Here is an 18,605-nt window from a genome sequence, read left to right as displayed (position 1 = left end):
ATTTCCTCACATGCCTGCCTCGACTGCCGCCGTACAGCTTGGATTTTATTATTATTATAATTAGTTATAAGTTTTATATCTTTTATTCTTTTTAGTTTTAACCTTCGCTGTTAACATGCCTCCAACGACGATTCGGAAGCATGGCCTTGTCCCTCACAAAGCACACGGAATCAAGGCGCCCGAACGCGGAACCGTAGGATAAAGACTAAACAGGAAAATAGCCAAGGCTTGCGCTATGACGCTCAACAACCGTTTGCCTTATCAAGCTTCACAAACATCGCTGACAACCCAAAAGATCCTGGAAGCCTTGCAGGGGCTACGTTTTGGCTCGGTCGAGATCATCGTGCATGACGGACGCATCGTCCAGATCGAACGCAAGGAAAAGCTTCGCCTCAATCTCGCCTGTCCCGCCGCGTCCGCGGACTAAGACAGCGATCAGCAGTACACATTCTTTTTTCCATTATCGAAATCAGCCCACCGGTTCACCGGAGGTTCAACAAGAAAAATACGACTCGGCACGCTGACCGGATCACCGGAACTGCCTGAATGTGATAAGGGGTCACGATCATGCAAAACCGATGGTCTTTACTGTGGGCGGCGGGGGTGGGCAGCGCCTGGCTGGGGTTCGCACCCGAAGCTTCGGCCATTACTGCCGAACAGCGTTTCGAAAAGCTGGAACGCCACATCCTGGAACTCGAAAGACGACTCGAAGCCTCAGAGGCGGAAAACCAGAAGCTGCGTTCGAAGAAGCCCGCATCCACATCAACGGCATCCGAGCCGGACGTGAAAGCGCTCGATCAAAAGGTGAAAATTTTGGAACGCAAACTGGAAGTCGAACACGAGGTCACCGAAGCCAACGCCAAGAAAACGCCGCGGGTAGAAGCCGGTTCCGCCGGTTTCAGAATCACCTCGCCGGATGGGGACCACCAACTCAGGTTACGCGGCTACGTCCAGGCCGACGGCAATATCTTCATGGACGATTCCTCGGGCGATGCCATCGCGGACAAGTTCACCATCCGCCGAGCACGCTTGAACTTCGACGGCACCTTGTTCAAATACGCCGACTTCCGCATTGCGCCTGACTTCGGCGGAGGTCAATCCCGGCTCTTCGACGCCTACCTGGATCTCCATTACTTGCCTTTCGCCAGTCTCAACGTAGGCAAACAAAAAGCGCCGATCAGCTTGGAGCGTTTGCAGTCGGCCACCGCATTGACCTTCGCCGAACGCGCTTACCCCACGCAATTGGCACCGAACCGTGACGTCGGCGTTCTGCTGCACGGCGAATTCGCCAAACCCGGCTACACCACCCAGTATGGCGGTCCGCACAATTTCAACGACTTCATCACCTATCAGTTGGGCGTATTCAATGGCGCTCGCGACAATGGATTCATCGACACCGATTTGAATGACGATTTCGAGTTTCAAGGACGGGTGTTCGCCCATCCCTTCCAGCACAGCGGCATCGGACCTTTGGAAGGACTCGGTCTCGGCGTTGCCGGCAGTTGGGGACACCCGCGCAACGAAACAAGCATCCCCGGACTTACCAGCCCCGGACAGCAAAGAATCCTGAGGTATAGCGAAGCCAACAGCACGGCCACGGCCACCTCGGTAAACGGCTATCACTATCGGGTCTACCCGCAGCTGTACTGGTATTGGGGACCGTTCGGACTGCTCAGCGAATATGCCATCTCATCTCAGGAACTCCGCCGATCCACAATCACCGGCCCTACCATCAATGCGAAGACGAGGCAGGACAATACCGCTTGGCAGGTGGCGCTCTCCTATGTCCTGACCGGCGAGGACAGCAGCTTCAACGGCGTAAAGCCCCGCCATGCGTTTAATCCGTTCAACGGCCAATGGGGCGCGTGGCAAGTCGCGGGACGTTGGAGCGAGCTGGATGTTGATGACGATACCTTTCGCGATTTCGATCCGCGTGCGACCAGCACGCTCTTTTTCGCCAACCCGGCCCAATCCGTCAGCAAGGCGACCTCCTGGGCGCTGGGCTTGAACTGGTATTTGAACAATAACGTAAAAGTCATGGCCGATTACGAGCAGACCCATTTCGACGGCGGCGCAGCCGGCAACGGCGACCGGCCCACCGAAAAGATCTTTTTCACCCGATTCCAGTTCTCTTATTAAAAGGAGCCAGCCTCATGACACTCAAAAATTTAAGAAACACCTTGAACACCGCTCTGCTCGGCATGGCCTTGGCCGCTTCGTCCACCACCGAAGCCGCCGCCGTCAGCCTGCTTAATGTCTCCTACGACCCCACCCGCGAGTTTTACGAAGAATACAACGCGGCCTTCGCCAAGTACTGGCGCGAGAAGACCGGGGACACGGTTACCGTCAAACAATCCCACGGCGGCGGCGGCAAGCAGGCTCGCGCGGTAATCGACGGGCTGGACGCGGACGTGGTGACGCTGGCCCTGGCTTACGACATCGACCAGTTGTATCAAAAAGCCAAGCTGATTCCGGAAAACTGGCAGTCGCGTCTGCCCAATAACAGCGCCCCCTATACCTCCACCATGGTGTTCCTGGTGCGCGAGGGAAATCCCAAGGGCATCAAGGACTGGGACGACCTCGCCAAGCCCGGCGTTTCGGTGGTCACGCCCAATCCGAAAACATCGGGCGGCGCCCGCTGGATCTATCTCGCCGCCTGGGGCTACGGACTGAAAAAGCACGGAAACGAGGCAGCCGCCAAGGACCTGGTGCAGAAGATCTACAAGAATGCGGCGGTATTGGACACGGGAGCGCGCGGCTCGACCGTTACGTTCGCCGAGCGGGAAATCGGCGACGTACTGGTCACCTGGGAAAACGAAGCCCATTTGATACTCAAGGAATACAGCCGATCCAGCAGCACGGAATACGGCAGACAGAAGTTCGAGATCGTCACGCCGTCCCTCAGCATTCTGGCCGAACCGCCGGTTACGGTGGTGGATAAGGTGGCCAAGCGCCACGGCACGGAAGAGCTCGCAACAGCCTATCTGGAATATCTCTACAGCAAGGAGGGCCAGGATCTCGCCGCAAAGCATTTCTATCGGCCCGGCGATCCGGAGATCCTGGCCAAATACGGCAATCAATTCAAAAAGATCGAACTGTTCAGGATCTCCGACGTTTTCGGCGACTGGAACAAAGCCCAAAAGACACATTTCTCGGACGGTGGCGTGTTCGATCAGATTTACGGCTCAGGACGCTAAGCGTTTTCCGGTTTGCCTGAGTAGGTCGGCAATCCCTTGCCGACAACAGCGTCGGGAAAGGATTCCAGACCTACTTGCCGACCGCGGGAGCCTTAAACCCGCTGGCAGACCGGGACCGTCTGCCGCCTCTGTGGTTACTTTATGGAATCTCTGATTAAGTCCTTCGACAGGCCTGTCCTGAGCTTGTCGAACCATGAACGGAATCCACTTGTTCAGAGCTTCCTTATGCAAAGGAGCTTTCCCATGCCTCTGCGACAACTCGTGGAATATTTCAATCAGCGCTTCACCGAAGAGCAAGGACTTAACAGTCCGCCGCTCCGGCTTAAAGGTACGCGGGTCGAAGGATATCTCGGGGATCTGCATGTCGGCAGTATTCTCCAGCCGGTGCGGCTTGCCGAATCGCCGTCGCTGGTAATCGGCCACGACGCATCCTCGTTCATACCGGACGAGACGAATGGTTCGAATCGGCCGCTTCACGGCTCGGCCGCGGATGAAGCTCTCAACATCGTGAACCTCGACCGCCTGACCCGCACGGTTCACATGCTCAATTACCTGCCGGTCGCCCACCAGGACGGACACCTGTTCCTGCACGTGCACCCGCGCCATGTCCTCGCCGTGAAACGGGACCATGGCGCTTATTTCGAAGAGATCATCCGACGCTGCGGCCTCTCGACCCGCCGCGTGGTCATCACGCTGCAAGTCAGCCCGATCTACGACCGCCATCTGATTCTGTTGCTCGAAAGGCTGAGAAACTACCGCGACCGCGGCTACTCGACCGCGATCAAATTCGACGACCGCGCAGGCGAAAGCTTCCTCGAACGGTATTGCATCGAATTCCTCTACCGCTTCACGCCAGATTTCGTGCGGTTCGACACCCGATTTTTCCCGAAATTGGCCCGCGATGCCGAGAATTACCGACGGCGCTCTTCCCTGCTGTCGGCTGTTCGCCGCCTTGATACGCAGTTATTGATCGAGGGCGTCAACAGCGAGGCCGATGCCGATGTGGCGAAGCTGCTACAGGCCGATTTGGTCAAAGGAAGCTACTACGAACGGAATGCCGTTCGGGGGGTGGAGCGGAGCCTCGCCGATTGCACGGAATAGCGTCGTGCTCTCGTTGCGGTGGACGGCGTCGGCCATATCCTGTTTCTCGATCGCCTCGTAATGATCGAATCGGATATCCATGAAATCGGTACGGATGCCTGCATAACCCTCGTTCAGAAGCGGAGCGACCGGGGAGCCCGTATCTTCGACCTCGAGCACCTTGGTCCAGTCGGCCCCGAGTAGAGGATCATTCAGATAAAGCGCAATGATGACATTGCCGGCAGCATTGTCCGATATAACCGTTCTCAAACCAATCCATTGGTTGGTAGGAATAAGATTGGGTTTAGAAACGCGGTCATATCCCCCCTGATAGATCCCTACGGTTTTCAGCGTATAGTATTTCCCGTTGAGCTTTTTCTTGATTACCGCATAACCATCGACACGTATTCCGGCGTAATACAGATTATCGCCGTTCTGATATCGATGAAAAAACAATACTCCATTGGATTCGTTCCGATTCGGACTACCCGACGCATTGATCCGCTCGATATTGAAATAGACTTGTTGAGTAAAATTCTTGAATTTCGATCGTGTGACTAGGCGGAATATATTTTGTGGCCGATACCCATCATCGGTATCGACCGGATTGGTCGTGGCATACAGCAACCGCCACTGATCATCGTCGGCAAGCTTTCCCTGCACGGTCATTCCTATTCCGCCTGACCGGTAGAAATAGGCCCCGGAGTTCAGCCACCAATCGTTGTCGTTACTGTCGCTCATGTCGGCCGTCTCATAAAGCACGACATCGCTATCGAATCCGTCCGAAAATCCCGAGGCCGAAGGTGCAGCAATCATCCCGACCGCGGCAACGAACATGGTTAAAGGTTTGAACAAGCTCACTGCGTCCATGTCTGATTGATCCTATTCCTAGTCAATTGTCCCTTGAAGCCGATAAAAATCCTTCAGATACAGCCCGTCGGAATGAGTGTCAAAACTCGATCAAGGCGCCGGCGATGGCAGCAAAGTTAGAATAGGTCGCAGCCTCGTACCTCGAAGCCGTTACATACAAACTAAAGTTGTCGGCCACGTTCCATTTGACACTGCCACCCGCACTCAGCTGAAAACTAAAATCGGTGCCGGCTTCTTTGCCAACACCCGGAGCCACGGTGACCTCTGCGGAGACGGCATCGCCGAGCCGGGTTCTTAAGCTGAAAGGCGCCATCAATCCGAAATAGTTGTCCGGTGTCCAGAACAAGTCGCTCATTTTACGCGTATCGTCGAAGGTGAACTGTGCGCCTATGCTAAAGTCCGGATCTTTCCAAAACCTGTTTTCGATAAGAACTTCAGTCCGGTTACGCTCGTTGTTATCGCTATAAGAGAAGAAATAATGGTTGGCCGCTAAGCTGAGCGTATCCAAGGCCCTGAGCTTGAATCCGCCTACGGCCCTGAAAAACGAGATATGGTTGGCTATGGCGCCCGCCGTGTTGACATAGCTGTGATCGGCTCCGATCGAGAAATCGACGTTATCGCCTATGCCGGTATTGAAATGAATCGAGCCCAACGGGTAGGTCGGAGAGGAGTCTGGGGAACCGGCGGGAGACGATCGGCTCGAGAAACCGGCAGCCCCCGCCGAAAATGCGATCGCCGAACGCGGCCCCAGCTCGTTCAGCTCATACCGCAGTTTGCCCTCGAATTGGTGGCCTACCGCCTGAAAGTCCGTTTCCACCGGCGCTCCGCCCGTTCCTGACGGCCTCAAATCGACGGTCTGATCGAAATCGATGTATCTGTAATAGCCCCAGAAGGAAAGTCTGTCCGAAATACCGTAATTCACGGATGGCGCAATGCTGAAGTACGACCGATCCGAGTTGTCTTCAAAGTACAGTCCCTCGATTTGCATAATGGGTCTGAGACGGCGGTCTAGCTCGGCTAGCTCGTAGCGAATCACCGGGTCATTCGGACGAAGAACCGCCGCCTTCTCCAAACGCTCGCGAGCACCCGCATGATCTCCGCTCCACCGAAGCACTTTTCCCGTCCTGACGAGCAGTTCCGCATCGTCCATCGCCCCTTCCCGCCCTAACCGATCGAAGATCTCCATGGCTTGCGAATATCGGCCCGCACTGGCGTAAAGCAACGCCAACTCATTAGAGGTCGATGCGATAGGATCAATGGCCTTCAAGCGCGCAACAAGATCGTTTCCGGTGTACTCGCGCGGAACTTCAAACCGTGGGAGATAGAATCGAGGAGAATTCCTGGTCAGGAGATAGTCATTCTCCACGTGAAAGGCCATCCGAAAATATTTTTCCGGAAGCTCCCGGTTGAGCTTGAAAGCGGCAGGCTCATTGGACAGCGATTTATGTCCTTGGTCGCTGTAGGGAAACGAAAAGGCGATAATCTTCGAACCCGGCACTTCCCGACTCAGAACATCCCGGCAGTCGCGATAATCCGCTTCGATCCGAGCGGCGTACTCCTCATAGGTTTCCAGTCGGCCCTCCCCGTCCAGCCACATTCGGTTGACCAGAAACCTTCCCAAATGGCCGTCCTTATCGACGGGCACATAGTGCTGTCCTTCGGTACTGTGACATTGCATATCCCAACGTCCCGTCGCAAAGTAGCGCCTGATTTCCGGCCAGGCGACGGTATAGGCGCCGCGGGTGGCAACATCCGCCACCGGCACGAACATCGTTGCCTTGAATCCGGTCTCCGCGAGAACCGGATCCGCATTCCGAAAACTGTCCGAGCGAGCATCATCGAAGGTGATGAGTATCGGTTTAGGGGGCAGATTCACATCTTTTTTCTCGAGAAAATCGAGAAGCTGATCCATGGTGATGGATTGATAACCTTCCTTCTTGAGCGCGATCAGCTGGTCTCGGAATTGCCTCTGTGGCACCGTATCCTCTCGATTCGAGCCGGTGATACCGTGATAGAGAAGAACCGGAATGCTCGGCGATTCGGTGTTTTCATAAAGTGCGTTCAGCGCCTCCAATGCGCGGCCCTGTTCGCCGCTATAAAACGTCAACTTGGCCAGATTCTGCTGTAGGGTGACTTTGCCCGGATATAGCGGTTCCATCACTTCAAGCATATCGCGCGCGGCAGAAAAATCGCCCTGCCCCCAATACGCATTGACCAGCTGATGGAGCGTACGGCCAGAATTCGGATACTTCGCATGAAGCTGTTCGGCGAGCTCGACGGCCTCGGCGATCTGTCCCCGCAAACGTTTTGCCTCTATGAGCTCTATCGGCCCTCCGCTCTTGATCGGATCCAGTGCCACGGCATGCTCGAATTCCTGAAGCGCCACCGCGTAATGAATGGCAGAAGCCTCCTGCTTACCCTCTTTGTCGAGGCGCCCAGCCAGTTCAAGATGCAGATTTCCGAGCTGGATCAACCGGTCCGGAGATGGCGCGACGGCGGTCAGCCGCGTAAGCCAGCGAACGCCAGCCTCGGTGTCTCCGGAGTAGACGGCATCATCTGCAATCAGGCCTAAGGCATTTACATTGTCCGGTTCTTGCTCGAGGACCTGCTTGGCGAGCCGTACCGCGTCCTCATGACGCCCTGCCCAAACCAGAAGCCGAGCAAGCCTGATTGTCCATTTACTGTCTTCCGGATGCTTGGCAACGAGGAATCTCCACTCCGACTCCGCCCGCTCCCAATTACCGAGCGCGGTATAGTGCTCGGCGAGCCTCGCGCGGGCGACATCCTTCTCGGGATGGGCTGCCAAATAGCGTTTCAGGACTTCGACGGCTTCATCGTACCGATGCTCATTCCAATACGCGTGGGCAAGACCCAATGTCGCCAGATAATCGTCGGGCGAAGCCTGCAGACTCTGTTTCAGATAGGCAATCGACTCCTCATTTCTCCCGAGATCGGCCAATAGGGTGCCTAGGCGGCGCAAATGCTCGGGGGCGTGATCAAGTTCCACCAGCGATCGTAAAATGGCCTCCGCCTCCTTCCGATTTCCGGTAGAGGTCAAGTTCTCGACGAGAGCCAGTTTGGCTTCCACATTCTCGGGCGAGCGATCCAGGATGGACCTGATCTCTCGCTCGGCCGAAGCATAATCCTTCTGCGCCGAGAAAATCCTTGCTCTGCCGAGGTGCGCCGCTTCGTCCCCCGGTGCTTTTTGCACCACCTGCGCGTAATAATCGAGCGCCTGAGACAAAAGCTGGTCCTGCTCGCTAGCCCGGCCGAACGCCAAAAGAGTCGGTACGTCGCCCGGAAAATCCTTCAAAAGACCGCGCCAAATCTCATAGGCCCGCTGATGCTGTCCGAGCCGCCTAAGCTTTGAGCCCAACTGACGCCAACCCGCGACCAAATCATCGTCACGCTGAATCTGAAGACATTTTCTGTAATATTCGGCCGCTTCCTCATATCGGCCGAGCTCGGCCAGGGTGTGGCCAAGACGCCGCTGGTTTGCCGGCACCGGTTCCGCCTTTACCAAGGGTCTCAAGATCTCCTCGGCGTCTTTGTACCGCTGCTGGCCTATCAAGGCATCGGCAAGAAGCGAGCTCACTGCGGCATCCGCAGGAGCACGCTTCATCACGGCCCGAATCTCCCGCTCGGCAGGCTTATACGCTCGCTGGGCCAAAAAAATCCGCGCCCTTCCGAGATGAGCCTGTTCCTCTTCCGGATCGTTTTTCATTACCCGCGAATAATAATCAAGCGCCCGGTCCCAATGGCGATCCTGCTCACAGGCCTTGCCCAAAGCCAACAGAATCGACACATCGTCGGGAAAGGCCGCGAAAAGATCCGTCCAGATTTTATAAGCACGCGTCTTCTCGCCCAGCGCCCAATAGCTCCAAGCGAGCCCCCGCCAAGCCGCCACCGAGCCTTTATCGATCGCGATCGCCCGCTCGTACTCGCGGCGAGCGTCTTCATACTTCTTCTCGGAATAGAGCGCATCGGCACGGTTCAAAACCGTGTCGGCGGATTCGGAAGTCGACTCCTCTGCTGTAACTGCGGCCGCGAATACGAGGGCGATCAGGCTGAGCAATACACGTTCGAAGATGAGGCTTGCGGCCGACGGGCCGAAGAAATGACAGTTCCCTAACATCACACGCTGACTCTTCTTAGTTTGAATTCGTATCGAGCAACGGAGCCGGATTCACCGCGCGGATACAGCAAGCATCACACAGCGATGAAAAGCCAACGGCAATCCGGCCGTTGTCATTCGCTTGCGCATCCGCGACGGCTAGCCGCCGCGGATGCGCAAGCGCAGAGATGGACTTCACTGAATCCCGAGCGCTGAAGTCATACAAGATCGCCGGGGGGATCGTCGCCGGACGCTGGCAATCGATCCATGAGGCGCCGCCCGGCAAAAGTCCCCGGAAACCGGACGCGCAGCGGCAGGGGGCGTGCGCTGAGGCAGCACATTGCGTGCCCGCCCGGAGAATAAGAATGGTAATGATGAGACGCCGCGAGAGGCATCGCGGGCGAGGAGTATGGCGGCTGCGATAGGCGGCAGCCCCGCCAGCGGTAGATCGAGAATCGACAGTACTTTCCTTTTCCTCCTTGGCCTGCCTACTGCTCCAACCGAAGTCTTCCCCACAGTCATCGTCCTTAAGATCGACAAGCTTTTCATTATTTGACCTCCTCTTCTTGGATAGCCGACACCGCTACCCTCATCCACTCGTACCGACAGCCCGTGTCCAGCCGACTGCCTATCCGATTATAGCCATACTTTACCGCTGGCTGTCCAATACGATGAATCCGATGATTTGTTTCATCTGCTTGCCAAGATCTGTGCCATTGGAAATTTTCTGCGCCACGTTTCCCGTGGCTCCGACTGCCGTCACGGCACAGAAGCCACGGTATATTCATCTTCAGAGACTATGTTGCCCCCATCCTTCACCAGCACCAAGTCGTCGCGGCTGAGAGAGAATACGTCCTGCCCTATGTCGCCAACCATGGTGACGGCCAAGATCTTGCCCTTCGCCGCCATGCGCGCGTCGAGATTGGCGAGAAAGTCTTTCGATTGCCGATCCCCGGCGGTGGAGCGTTTCATGATGATGTTCAGGCCGTCGAATGCTGGGTCTGCCGCCCAATTCAATGCCTGCTCGGCCAGCGCGACGGTCTCGGATGACCGAATGTTGTCCTCAAGGATCAAGGCCGGCAAAAACTTGAGCCGATGATGGCGGGCGAAGATCTCCACGGCAAGGTCGCGATTCTCTACCTCTTTATGCGTGCCCCCGCTCGCCCAGGTGAAATACTTTGGGCTGAGCATGTAAAGATCATCGACTTCGCGGCGAAGCTTTGTCCAGGCGGCTGCCCCGGGTATCGCGGCCACGATCCCGTATTTTTGCGGCAACGGTTCTGCCTTTACCCAGTTCAGGCGCACGGATGCGCTGCCCGCGCCCGCCGGATCCTCATCGCTTTCGTTCCAGACCGCGAGCGTTAAGGGACCGTAATCGGATCCCGCAGGCATCTCGGCCGGCCGCTTTAACAGCGGACGTCCGTTTACCGATGCGACCACTCGGGAATCAACGACTCGCAACGCTAAGGTGATAGTCCCTGAAAGCACTTCCCGACTCGCGAGTTGATTGAAGCTACCGTCCTTATTGCGTGCCTGGAGCAGAGCCAGCCCCTCGGAAACGCCCAGCCGGACGAACGGCTCGCCTTGTCGTTGCCGCAAGGAAATCCAAAATTGACCTTGCGGTTGTCCCTCGAGTTGCACTTCCACGCCGGCATTTTGCCAATGCTCCGTGCCGCCGAGCATGACCAGCGCCCCCTGCTCTCCCTCCTTGCTGGCCACCCGAAGCGCGCCATCCTCGATGGCGATTTCGCCTCTGTCCACCACCCAGTCCGGGGCAGAACGAGCGGCTTGAAAGTGATCGATGAAAGGCTTCCGGCGCGGTGCATGGGCTTCGAGCCGAGCGAGCAGATCCGCTTCGCTCCACTCCTTCGACACCCGAATTCGTCTGAGACCGGACCAGGGGTCATCCCGGTAGTTGGCTCCCCAAAGACCGGTAACAAAACCCACGGAAAGAGACGCCGCTTTCAAGGTCTGGGGCCAGATGTCGGCTTCGCCGCTCTGATCCGCGTTCCAGGCACGCGAACAATCCGCGGCGATAATGGGCTGTCCGAGCCTCTGCTCCAGTACCTTGCGCTCTCGGGCGTATCTCTGCGCCAGAACTTCGGTCGATGTAAAGCCTCCAACACCGGAATCCTGACAGCCGGATACGCCCACTTCCCAGCGACCGCTCTTGACCAGCTGTTTGAGTCTGTGCCAAGAAACCATGTGGATATTGGCCTGATCCAGCAAGCTCGGATTGACGAATACGACTCCCGTCATGCCCACGGACGCGAACACCTCGTCCGCGGTCTCCAGGGTTTCCCTGTACGCTTCGTCGAATGTCAGCAACAGAGGTTTTTCCGGCAGCGCAGCCTCGTCATCAAGCTGCCACCGGCGCACTTGTGCGAGCCGCACCGTGGAATAACCGGCCTTTTTCAAAGCTGTCATATCAGCCCGGAATGACTCCGTCGGAATCGCGGAGTCGCGCGAGGAGCTGATCTTGCCGAACACCAGCGCGACGAACGCTTCTCTCTCCTGTCCAGCCATAATCGGGGCCGGCGGGGGTGAGGACGACGCGCTAGACATGTATTCCACACCTTGCAGAATCGCTGTCACCGTGACGGCCAAGGCTATCCACCAAAACAGATTGCGCCAATGTCCGACCGGGTGCGCGCTGCTGGGAAACTCGCTTACGACAACTGTTTGCTTCGTGGCCATCACCGCGTCCCCCATCCGTTGTTTCGCTGAGTGGCAATCGCATACGGCATCTGCCAAACCAAGAAGATCATGTAATAAATCGTAAAATAAAGGCCATAAATCCAGTTTCTATCGGATTTCCAGAAAAGGTAATAAGCCGAAAACATAAGCCCTATCATTACCGTGCCGAGAAAGTACACCATCGGCGATATGAAATCGTTATTGGCGATCGGCAGCCATAGACACATACGAAGTATCAGGATGGGAGCCACTATCGGGAACAGCAATTGGGCATAAAAAGCGACGGCTGCAAGCGGAGGTTTTTTCCACATAAAAGTCGCGGCGATTAAACTTTCTCGGAACCACGACTTTTTCCAGCGCAGCTGCTGTTTGAGAAATTTCCGATGCTTTTCGGGGACGATAGTCGTAGCAATCGCTTCTCCCGAGTAAATCACGCGATATTTGCGCAGCAGCATATTGGTCAAGCTGCGGTCATCTCCGAAGGTAGCGCGAACGCCGAGAAAATGCTGGTTGAGCCAGCGATCGAGAACCTCCATCACACAACTACGGCGGTAAGCGGAGAAACAACCGGGACAGCAGGTAACGGCGCCGAATATACTCTCAGCGGCCTTGATAACTCGGAATGCCACATAGTAGCGTGCCTGTTGCATCCGGGTGAGGCCATTTTCTGCGACGTTTGCGACCTCGGTATGTCCGGCTACCGCGGCGACCGTGGGATCGGCAAAGCCCTGGACGATTTTTTTTATCCCATCTCGCCGGACAAAACTGTCCGAGTCCACATAAACCAGGATTTCCCCGCTCGATACGCGGGCTCCGGCCGCCATCGCCTCGCGTTTCCCTTTATTGCGATCGAAGGACACCAGCGTGAGTTGCGGCCAGCGTTCTTGAGCGCGACTGACTTCCCTCAATGTACCGTCGGTCGATCCATCGTCGACGACAATCACTTCGAAATTCTCGGGCGGATAATCGACGGAATAACAGCATTCGACAGTTCGGTAAATCGCTTCTTCTTCGTTGAAAGCGGTAATGATGATACTGACTGTAGGCGCTATACCGACATCCTTCGGCGGTTTATAAAAAACGGAAAGCACGAAGCGCGAAATAATAAATACTCCAACCGTAATCGAGTAGGCATTCACGAACGGCTGGTACCAGTAATAGGTAAAATTGCTCCAGCGTACCCCCAATACGACCGCCATGCATAACGCTATCAATGCTATTGCGATCAGACGAATGAATGTGCGGTTAAATCCCGTAGATTCAGGATTAGTCGGGTGCTGAATATTCTGGTCGGGCAAACTTTCTAAAGACAGGAAATATTCCGTTGTTGACATTCGTTTTCTCCTTAAAACAGCTATTGACCGGCAGCAATAGCGGAATGTCGAAAGCCTCGATGTGGTGGGCCGAGGCCGATCAAAACCCGATCGGGAAATCGAGACAGCTTTTCAATAAGCTTGATTGAAACCTGGCGACGCTCGCGCTATTGAGGACCACCAGACTAGCCCGCATTTCTCACACCCTTTCGTCGCGAGGGCGTCGAGACGCCGCTGTGGCGCGCCGCACGGACTGAGCGACGGCGAAGGCGTAGCTGACACTACGTCGAGCCAGCGAGAGGGGCGAGGCGGAGAAGCCCATCCTCCGGTGAAGGATGGGCCCGCTGAGCGGGCGGCCAAGGAAGGCTGCCCTGGACTTTGTGCGCAGCCGGATGGCGTAGCGCAAAGACGGCGTGTCACAGTAAGTGGAAGGGTCGCGACTAAAGCGACCGTTTGCGATTGGGCGGCGTCCGCAGTAGGAAGGGTCGCTTCGGCGCTCCCGATGCGACCGTTTGCGATTGGAAGGGGCCGACTAAAGGCCCGTTTGCGATTGGAAGGGGTGTGAGAAATGCGGGCTAGTACTTTTCCTGCAATCGTTTTCATACGACATCATCCTTATCCTTGTCGGTATGTAGGCGTGAAGACAGCAAATGCCGATTATTTCGCCCGGCCGCGTCCTTGAGATCCGCGAGTCTCGCTCGACGAATGCCCCTCGCCGGGACGCAATCCTAATAAAAGATGAACGGCCGGATTGCGCACAAAGCGCCTTTTCCAGACGCTGCCACAGTTCAGTCAATTTTTGTGCCAGACATTCATCTATTTGTTCTTCAATACACTTTCTAGGTAACACGGAAATTGGCGCCGTAAAGTCCCTGAAACATCCGGATCCTTCGATGTTTCGTAGAAACCTGATATGCAGTTAGCTTTGAAAGCTCAGCCTTGCCAAAAACCTGACCTGATCTTTCGTAAAAGTTTGATTTTTCTTAATTTCGTGATAGCAAATGCGCTACCGGCGACCGGCCCATGACTTGTAAAATTTTCTGACACCGGGGCGGCGGAACCCTTGCTTTTTTTTATGATGCTTTGAAGACTCAGATCAATGCGCAAGCGGTGGCTCTTCCACCGCCGGTTCGCCTGTCACGAGAACATGCCCATAGGATCGTGCCGGTGGTGGAAGCAAACCAAGCCCGGACGGATCTACCGTCGGCACGAGGACCAGGCACCTGTGCCTGCGGTGACGAATCGCTCTCACCCGCTCGGTAGCGTGTCCCACACAACCGGCGGGCGAGATCATCGCGCTGCCAAGAATCTCTCATACGACCCATGCGGCTGCGTTGAGCCAAAACTGCTTCCGAAATTTCTGCGGCAAGGTGACACTCCAATTGCCGTGCGATCAGATAGCCAAGCCAGGTCGATTTCATTGAGTGACCTTGGCCGGTTGTACCTGCCCAATAATGACTTCTGGTTATAATAACAAGCATTTTTATTATTTTTGAGAATAACCGTGCGCTGTTATCGTACAAGCAAACAACCTCACACCTGATGGGAGCTCTCTTGGCGATGCTGAAAAAACATGGAGTATTGCCCGGTTTTTCGATAACCCTGGGATTCACGTTGACATACTTGAGTCTCATCGTGCTGGTGCCCCTCTCGGCAACGGTTCTGAAGAGCGCCACGCTGGGTTGGGACGGATTCTGGACAGTGATTACCGCCCCGCGGGTTTTGGCCTCTTACAAGCTGACTTTCGGGGCCGCGCTGGCCGGTGCCTGCATCAATGCCGTATTCGGGCTGCTGGTGGCCTGGGTTCTGGTCCGCTACGACTTCTTCGGCAAAAAGCTCGTGGACGCCTTCGTCGACTTGCCGTTTGCCTTGCCGACCGCCGTGGCCGGCATTGCGCTGGCGACACTTTATTCGAGCAAGGGCTGGATCGGCCAGATCTTTACTCCCTTGGGGATCAAGATCGCGTACACGCCGCTGGGCGTGATTCTCGCGTTGACCTTCATCGGCCTGCCCTTTGTCGTCCGCACGGTTCAGCCGATCCTGGAGGATTTCGAGACCGAATTGGAGGAAGCCGCGGCCAGCCTCGGCGCCAATCGCTGGCAGACCTTTCAAAAGGTTATCCTGCCGACGCTGCTGCCGGCGCTCCTGACCGGATTTGCCCTGGCCTTCGCCCGCGCCGTCGGCGAATACGGTTCGGTCATTTTCGTCGCCGGCAATATTCCTATGGTTTCGGAAATCACGCCGCTCCTCATCATCACCAAGCTGGAACAGTACGACTACGCCGGCGCCACGGCCTTGGCCGTGTCCATGCTGATCGTATCGTTCGGCCTGCTGCTGGCCATCAACGGGCTCCAGCGCTGGAGCCAACTGCGCCGCGCTTAACATTTGCAAGGAATACCAAATGTCTTCGATTGCCCTCCCTTCATCGATCAGCCGAACCCGCACCGCCAGCCGTACGAATCGCGAGCCGGCGCTCGTCCGCTGGCTGCTGACCGCTTTGGCCCTGGCTTTTCTGTTCGGCTTTCTGTTTTTGCCGCTGACCGTCGTATTCACCCAAGCCCTCGGCAAAGGCTGGGCTGCGTATGGAGCCGCGCTGATCGAGCCCAATGCGCTTTCCGCCATGTGGCTGACGGTCTTGGCGGCGGCCATCGCCGTGCCGCTGAACCTGGTGTTCGGCATCGCTGCCGCCTGGGCTATCGCCAAATTCGAATTTCCGGGAAAAAGCCTGTTGATGACCCTGATCGACCTACCGTTCTCGGTATCGCCGGTGGTCTCGGGACTGATCTACGTGCTGCTGTTCGGACTCCAGGGCTGGCTCGGCCCGTGGCTGCAAGAGCACGACATCAAGCTGATCTTCGCCGTCCCCGGCATTGTCCTGGCCACGATTTTCGTCACCTTTCCGTTCGTAGCCCGCGAACTCGTTCCGCTCATGCAGGCGCAGGGCACCGAGGAAGAGGAAGCCGCGATCGTCTTGGGCGCCTCCGGCTGGCAGGCCTTCTGGCGCGTCACCCTGCCCAACGTCAAATGGGGCCTGCTCTACGGCGTGATTCTCTGCAACGCGCGCGCCATGGGCGAATTCGGCGCGGTATCGGTGGTGTCCGGCCATATCCGGGGAATGACCAACACCATCCCGCTGCACGTGGAGATTCTGTACAACGAATACAACAGCGCCGCGGCGTTCGCGGTGGCTTCCGTGCTGGCGCTGCTGGCTTTGGTGACGCTGGCGGCCAAGAGCATTCTCGAATGGCGCATCAAACAGCAGACCGTCGATCGATCGTAGGTCGTAGGGCGGGTTAGCGCAGCGTAACCCGCCGAAAGCGTAACCCGCCGAATCAGAAGGTCCATCCCTGCTAAGCCGCTCTACAAAAATCCAGGAGCACTCCGATATGAGCATAGAAATCAACGACGTGGAAAAATCCTTCGGCCGATTCAAGGCTCTTAAGAACATTACCTTGAACATCGGCAGCGGCGAACTGGTGGCGCTCTTGGGGCCTTCCGGCTGCGGCAAGACGACCTTGCTGCGCATCATCGCGGGGCTGGAGGCACCCGATTCGGGCTCTATCCTGTTTTACGGCGAGGATGCGACCAACCGCCACGTACGGGAACGGCAAGTCGGATTCGTGTTTCAGCATTACGCCCTGTTCCGCCACATGACGGTATTCGAGAACATCGCCTTCGGTCTTCGGGTCCGGCCGCGAGGTCAGCGACCTTCGGAAAGCGAAATCCGGCGCAAGGTACACGACTTGCTGAACCTGGTGCAGCTGGATTGGCTGGCCGACCGTTATCCCGGCCAGTTGTCGGGCGGCCAGCGCCAGCGCATCGCCTTGGCCCGAGCCTTGGCGGTCGAACCCAAGGTGCTGCTCCTCGACGAACCGTTCGGCGCACTCGACGCCAAGGTCCGCAAGGATTTGCGCCGCTGGCTGCGACGTTTGCACGACGAATTGCACGTCACCAGCGTGTTCGTCACCCACGATCAGGAAGAGGCTCTGGAAGTGGCCGACCGCGTGGTGGTGCTGAACGAGGGCCGGGTCGAGCAGATCGGGACGCCCGACGAAGTTTATGACCACCCGGAAACGCCCTTCGTCTACCACTTTCTGGGCGACGTCAACCTGTTCCACGGCCGCATCCACGACGGCCATGCCCGTATCGGCGAAACCCAGGTGGACCTCACCGGCGGCTCCGATCATCCGGAATCGGCGATCTTCTACGTACGGCCCCATGAAATCGAGATCCTGCGAGACGGCGGCGGCACCTGCACCATCGCCGCCAAGATACGCGATATCCGTCCGCTGGGAGCCACCGTGCGCATCGAACTGGAACGCATCGACGATCGCGGGTCCGTGGAAGTCGAACTGACCCGCGACCAGTTCGGCCGCAAAGGCTTGAGCGAAGGCGATAAAGTTTACTTACAGCCGAAGCGCCTTAGGACATTCGACGGCAACACGAAGCGGGAAACGACGCTGGAAGCCGTCAATCGGTAGCCGGGGAATCGACATGGCTTATCGACCTGCGCCCATCCGACGAGACGTTGTACCGATAGTTGAGGTTCGCATTCAAAACCCGGTACTCATAGTTCCCGGTATCGGCAACTCCGGGTCCGAACACTGGCAAACCCGATGGGAAATCAAGCATCCCGAGTTCCGCCGGGTTCAACAAAAAGAATGGAATAATCCGGTTTGCGGCGACTGGATCGAGCAACTCGAAATCGCCGTATCGGAATCCGGACCGCACACCGTACTCGTTGCACACAGCTTGGGGTGTCTCCTCGTTGCCCACTGGGCCCAGCAGATGGGGCGTTCGATTCATGGCGCATTGCTGGTCGCACCTCCCGATCCCTCTTTGGCGACTTTTCCAAGTGGCGCCGTAGGCTTTTCGCCGGTGCCCCGCATGAACCTCCCATTCCCGAGTACGGTCGTCGCCAGTCCCGACGATCCCTACGGCAGCCCGGATTACGCTCGGCGCTGTGCGGCGGCTTGGGGCAGCCAACTTGTCGAGATCGCGCCGTGCGGACATATCAATGCATCGAGCGGCTTGGACGATTGGGAAGAAGGATTCGAACTGCTGCGCCGGTTGATTGACGGTTAAAATATGTCGCGGCCGTTATTGGGTCGCCCAAGGTTTCGGCACCAATAATCCTAGAAACGGCAGTTGACCGCTTCGATGCACCAGAAAAGCCCGATGAATCCTGAACGTCCCGCCCTGCATCAATCTCACCTTTTGGGTGAAGCCGCTACGCACCCGATTGCACGGCGGGCGGGCCACCTGGCGGCGTTGCTCCTTCTTGCGGGAGACTACCCCGCGGCGGCGTCGCGCCTTGCCAGGCGACCCGCCCGC

Annotated in this window: 12 protein-coding genes; 8 read left to right on the top strand and 4 right to left on the bottom strand. The window is 56.9% G+C overall.

Features of this window, described 5'->3' with window-relative positions:
* The first annotated feature begins 235 nt into the window (after positions 1–235).
* The 4 genes from ACR2TX_RS11300 (at position 236) to ACR2TX_RS11285 (ending at position 4,298) form a co-directional block, all read left to right on the top strand.
* Positions 236–427, top strand: a complete 192-nt coding sequence (locus tag ACR2TX_RS11300; protein WP_077727870.1) for a YezD family protein — start codon at positions 236–238, stop codon at positions 425–427.
* A 140-nt stretch (positions 428–567) separates the two neighbouring features.
* A complete protein-coding gene (locus tag ACR2TX_RS11295; protein WP_086134948.1) occupies positions 568–2,139 on the top strand; it encodes an OprO/OprP family phosphate-selective porin in 1,572 nt (523 codons plus the stop codon).
* 14 nt (positions 2,140–2,153) lie between these two features.
* Positions 2,154–3,197 (top strand): sulfate ABC transporter substrate-binding protein, encoded by a 1,044-nt coding sequence (locus tag ACR2TX_RS11290; protein ID WP_077727868.1) that lies wholly within the window; start codon positions 2,154–2,156, stop codon positions 3,195–3,197.
* A gap of 243 nt (positions 3,198–3,440) precedes the next feature.
* Positions 3,441–4,298 (top strand): EAL domain-containing protein, encoded by an 858-nt coding sequence (locus ACR2TX_RS11285; protein WP_434132176.1) that lies wholly within the window; start codon positions 3,441–3,443, stop codon positions 4,296–4,298.
* Here ACR2TX_RS11285 and ACR2TX_RS11280 read toward each other — a convergent pair.
* From ACR2TX_RS11280 to ACR2TX_RS11265, 4 genes are all read right to left on the bottom strand, one after another.
* On the bottom strand, positions 4,212–5,147 hold the full coding sequence (locus ACR2TX_RS11280) for a hypothetical protein (protein ID WP_077727866.1): 936 nt from the start codon (positions 5,145–5,147) through the stop codon (positions 4,212–4,214). The genes ACR2TX_RS11285 and ACR2TX_RS11280 overlap by 87 nt on opposite strands.
* 79 nt (positions 5,148–5,226) lie before the next feature.
* A complete protein-coding gene (locus tag ACR2TX_RS11275) occupies positions 5,227–9,282 on the bottom strand; it encodes a tetratricopeptide repeat protein (RefSeq protein WP_077727865.1) in 4,056 nt (1,351 codons plus the stop codon).
* A gap of 738 nt (positions 9,283–10,020) precedes the next feature.
* The gene (locus ACR2TX_RS11270) at positions 10,021–11,958 is read right to left on the bottom strand and encodes a polysaccharide deacetylase family protein (RefSeq protein WP_166642502.1); all 1,938 of its coding nucleotides are present in this window, start codon (positions 11,956–11,958) and stop codon (positions 10,021–10,023) included.
* A complete protein-coding gene (locus ACR2TX_RS11265; RefSeq protein WP_077727863.1) occupies positions 11,958–13,292 on the bottom strand; it encodes a glycosyltransferase family 2 protein in 1,335 nt (444 codons plus the stop codon). Before ACR2TX_RS11265 ends, ACR2TX_RS11270 begins: the two co-directional genes overlap by 1 nt.
* Positions 13,293–14,831: 1,539 nt before the next feature.
* Here ACR2TX_RS11265 and cysT point away from each other — a divergent pair.
* The 4 genes from cysT (at position 14,832) to ACR2TX_RS11245 (ending at position 18,356) form a co-directional block, all read left to right on the top strand.
* Entirely contained in the window at positions 14,832–15,653 is an 822-nt protein-coding gene (gene cysT, locus ACR2TX_RS11260) for a sulfate ABC transporter permease subunit CysT (RefSeq protein WP_086134954.1), read from the top strand.
* 19 nt (positions 15,654–15,672) lie between these two features.
* Positions 15,673–16,551 carry a sulfate ABC transporter permease subunit CysW gene (gene cysW, locus ACR2TX_RS11255; protein ID WP_077727861.1) on the top strand — a complete coding sequence of 293 codons (879 nt, stop codon included), beginning with the start codon at positions 15,673–15,675 and terminating at the stop codon, positions 16,549–16,551.
* A gap of 106 nt (positions 16,552–16,657) precedes the next feature.
* Positions 16,658–17,752 carry a sulfate ABC transporter ATP-binding protein gene (locus tag ACR2TX_RS11250; RefSeq protein ID WP_156881875.1) on the top strand — a complete coding sequence of 365 codons (1,095 nt, stop codon included), beginning with the start codon at positions 16,658–16,660 and terminating at the stop codon, positions 17,750–17,752.
* Positions 17,753–17,765: 13 nt separating this feature from the next.
* Positions 17,766–18,356, top strand: a complete 591-nt coding sequence (locus tag ACR2TX_RS11245; protein WP_077727859.1) for an RBBP9/YdeN family alpha/beta hydrolase — start codon at positions 17,766–17,768, stop codon at positions 18,354–18,356.
* Positions 18,357–18,605: the final 249 nt, after the last annotated feature.

Origin of the sequence: Methylocaldum sp. GT1BB (genome assembly GCF_051027545.1) — a bacterium.
GTDB lineage: Bacteria > Pseudomonadota > Gammaproteobacteria > Methylococcales > Methylococcaceae > Methylocaldum.
This window is presented reverse-complemented; position numbering and strand designations above follow the sequence as displayed.